General features: G+C 55.5%; 4 protein-coding genes. 3 read left to right on the forward strand and 1 reads right to left on the reverse strand.

Annotated elements, in window-relative coordinates:
• Positions 1–14: 14 nt before the first annotated feature.
• Positions 15–932 (reverse strand): HTH-type transcriptional activator AaeR, encoded by a 918-nt coding sequence (gene aaeR / locus RTY00_RS22570; RefSeq protein WP_277967321.1) that lies wholly within the window; start codon positions 930–932, stop codon positions 15–17.
• A gap of 259 nt (positions 933–1,191) precedes the next feature.
• Here aaeR and aaeX point away from each other — a divergent pair, with 259 nt between their 5' ends.
• From aaeX to RTY00_RS22585, 3 genes are all read left to right on the forward strand, one after another.
• Positions 1,192–1,395: a p-hydroxybenzoic acid efflux pump operon protein AaeX gene (gene aaeX, locus RTY00_RS22575; protein WP_007891984.1), complete on the forward strand. Its 204-nt coding sequence runs from the start codon at positions 1,192–1,194 to the stop codon at positions 1,393–1,395.
• Positions 1,396–1,405: 10 nt separating this feature from the next.
• Positions 1,406–2,335, forward strand: coding sequence for a p-hydroxybenzoic acid efflux pump subunit AaeA (aaeA, locus tag RTY00_RS22580; protein ID WP_008101975.1), 930 nt, complete (start codon positions 1,406–1,408; stop codon positions 2,333–2,335).
• Positions 2,336–2,346: 11 nt separating this feature from the next.
• Positions 2,347–3,141, forward strand: a 795-nt coding sequence (locus RTY00_RS22585; RefSeq protein ID WP_312666381.1) for an FUSC family protein, incomplete at its 3' end; no start/stop codon positions are given.

Genomic DNA, 3,141 nt, shown 5'->3' on the forward strand with positions numbered 1-3,141 from the left:
CTGAACATCTGCCCTCAACCTTTCCGATGCTGCTGATACTGCTGCGCTACCTGCCTGAAATACTCGGTCAGATAATCAATGCACACCTGCACTTTCAGCGGCAGCTTGTCTTTCTCAGTATAGAGCGCATAGACCGGGCGCGGCTCCGAGTGATATTGCGGGAACAGAATATCGATCTCCCCCGCGCTGATCTCATCAATCACCCACATCAACGGCACATAGGCGATACCGCAACCTGCTTTCAGCCAGCGAATCAGCGTCTGCGAATCGTTGGTGACGAAACGGCCCTGCGGCGTCAGGCGCGTCACCAATCCTTCCGGCGCAACCAGTTCAAACGTGTTATCCGGGCGCACGCTGTATTCCAGCCACGAAAAATTATCGATCTCGCCGGGTTTCTCTGGCGTGCCGTGCTGCGCCAGATAGCTCTTCGCCGCGCACACCACCATCGGCATCGCGCCCAGTCTACGTGAGAACAAATTCGAATCCTGCAGCGCACCCACGCGCACTACCAAATCCAAACCGTTGGCGATCAAATCGGGTGCAGGAATGCCCGTCACCAGATTGACGCTCAAACCCGGATATTCGCGTAACATTTCGCTGGTCATCGCCGATAACACATTTTGCGCCATCGTCGATGAGCAGCCGATGCGTAGAATACCGATCGGCGTGTTGTTAAAGGCATACAGCTGCTCGTGCACCTGCGAAGCCTCCGCTAACATGCGGCGACAGCCCTGAAAATAGATCTTTCCGGCTTCAGTCAGGCCAATGCTGCGCGTGCTGCGATTAAGCAATTTGACCTGTAACTCATCTTCCAGTTTGGCGACAATCTGGCTGATAGACGAAACGCTAAGCTGTAGCTGGCGCGCCGCAGCGGTAAATGAACCCAATTCAACCACTTTGGCGAAAATGGACATGCTTTTAAGTCGATCCATTGTTTACTCTGGCTAAAAAGTGATTTAGCTCACAATATGTAGAAAACGTATAGTCAAGCGCGTTACTATACGCGTCGCTGGGTCTCTTCACTGCACCTGTACATGGCTGTGTTAACCCGATGATACGCTATGATTAGCTCAACGCGGCCTGAATGTTGCCATCAGTTTATCCGTCATCCCCTGATCGTAAACCCAACGTGCCGCACGGCATGTGGGCAGGTATCGGTGCAATCCGGCAAGGTCGAACTAAGGATCCGAAATGAGTGTGCTTCCGGTATTTGTCGTATTCGGGCTGAGTTTTCCGCCCATCTTCGTTGAACTATTAGTTTCACTGGCGCTGTTCTGGCTGGTGAAACGCGTGCTGACGCCCAGCGGGATCTACGATCTGGTTTGGCATCCCGCACTGTTTAACACCGCACTGTATTGCTGTGTGTTTTACCTTGTATCCCGTTTATTCGTCTGAGGTTCTTTAAGTGAAAGCGCTAATAAGAAAAATCGCGCGATACGCGATTACACTCCTGCTGGTTGTCATCGCCATCGTGATCATCTTCCGCGCGTGGGTGTTCTACACCGAATCACCGTGGACGCGTGATGCCAAATTCTCTGCCGATGTCGTGGCGATCTCGCCTGACGTCACCGGCATCATCACTGACGTGCCGGTGCACGATAACCAACTGGTAAAAAAAGGCGATACGCTGTTTGTGGTTGACCGTCCGCGCTACCAAAAAGCGCTGGATGAAGCCCAGGCGGATGTCGAATATTATCAAGCTTTGGTGAGTGAAAAACGCCGTGAAGCCACGCGTCGCAATCAGTTGGGTACCAGCGCTATGTCGCGTGAAGCGATTGAGCAATCCAACAACGATCTGCAAACCAGCGAGCATCAGTTGGCGAAGTCCGTTGCCACGCGCGATCTGGCGGTGATCGACCTCGATCGCACCACCATCAAAGCGCCATCTGACGGCTGGGTCACCAACCTTAATGTCTATCAGGGCGAATTTATCACGCGCGGTTCAGTCGCCGTGGCGCTGGTGCAGCAGCACTCCTTCTATGTGCTGGCCTATATGGAAGAGACCAAGCTGGATGGCGTGCGTCCTGGCTTCCGCGCGCAAATCACGCCGTTGGGTAGCAACGCAGTGCTGCGCGGCACCGTCGACAGCATCGCGGCAGGCGTAACCAACAGCAGCAGCAGCAGCGACAGCAAAGGCATGGCGACCATCGACTCGAATCTTGAGTGGGTGCGTCTGGCGCAGCGTGTTCCGGTGCGTATTCGTCTCGATGAGCAACCGGGCAACCGCTTCCCGGCGGGTACCACCGCAACGGTGGTGATCACCGGTGCGCAGGATCGCGAAACCAAAGTCTCGCCGCTGGCGCAGTTGTTCAATCGCCTGCGTGAGTTTGGTTAAGCGAGGGCGATATGATTGAGTTTTTGCGTTTCCCGGTGAAGCTCACCTTCGCGCTGGTTGCGGCGTTGATGATTGGCTTTCACTTCAATCTGGAAACGCCGCGTTGGGCGGTGATGACCGCCGGCATCGTGGCCGGTGGTACCGCCTTTGCTGCGGGGGGCGATCCCTATTCTGGCGCACTGCGCTATCGCGGCATTCTGCGCATCATCGGTACCTTCATTGGCTGTATCGCCGCGCTCACCATCATGATTGCCACGGTGCGCGCGCCGGTGGTGATGCTGCTGCTGTGCTGTTTGTGGGCTGGCATGTGCGTGTGGCTCTCGTCGCTGATCAAAGTCGAAAACTCCTATGCGCTGGGCCTTGCCGGTTATACCGCGCTGATCATCGTGGTCACGGCGGATGCCAGCGGCGGCTTAACGCTGGCTCCGCAGTTCGCGGTTGAGCGCTGCAGTGAAATCGTCATCGGTATTCTGTGTGCGATTCTCGCCGACATGCTGTTCTCGCCGCGTTCGATCAAAAAAGTGATTGAGCAGGAAGTGGATGCGCTGCTGGTGGCGCACTACAAACTGCTGCAGCTGTGCGTAGCACATGAAGATAAAGATGAAGTGGATAAAGCCTGGAGCGCGTTAGTGCGTCGCACCACGGCGCTCAACGGCATGCGCGGCCAGCTGATGATGGAATCGTCACGCTGGAAAAACTCCAGTCGCCGCCTGCAAATGCTCAACACCTTATCGCTGACGCTGATTACCCAAGCCGCCGAAACCTTCCTGATTCAAAACTCGCGCCCGGAATACATTCCACCGCAC

Origin of the sequence: Pantoea sp. CTOTU49201 (assembly GCF_032054795.1) — a bacterium.
GTDB classification, from domain to species: domain Bacteria; phylum Pseudomonadota; class Gammaproteobacteria; order Enterobacterales; family Enterobacteriaceae; genus Pantoea; species Pantoea symbiotica.

Excerpts from the sequence above, each read along its gene's own strand:
- aaeR (WP_277967321.1), bottom strand. The coding sequence starts at position 932 with ATGGATCGACTTAAAAGCATGTCCATTTTCGCCAAAGTGGTTGAATTG.
- aaeX (WP_007891984.1), top strand. The coding sequence starts at position 1,192 with ATGAGTGTGCTTCCGGTATTTGTCGTATTCGGGCTGAGTTTTCCGCCC.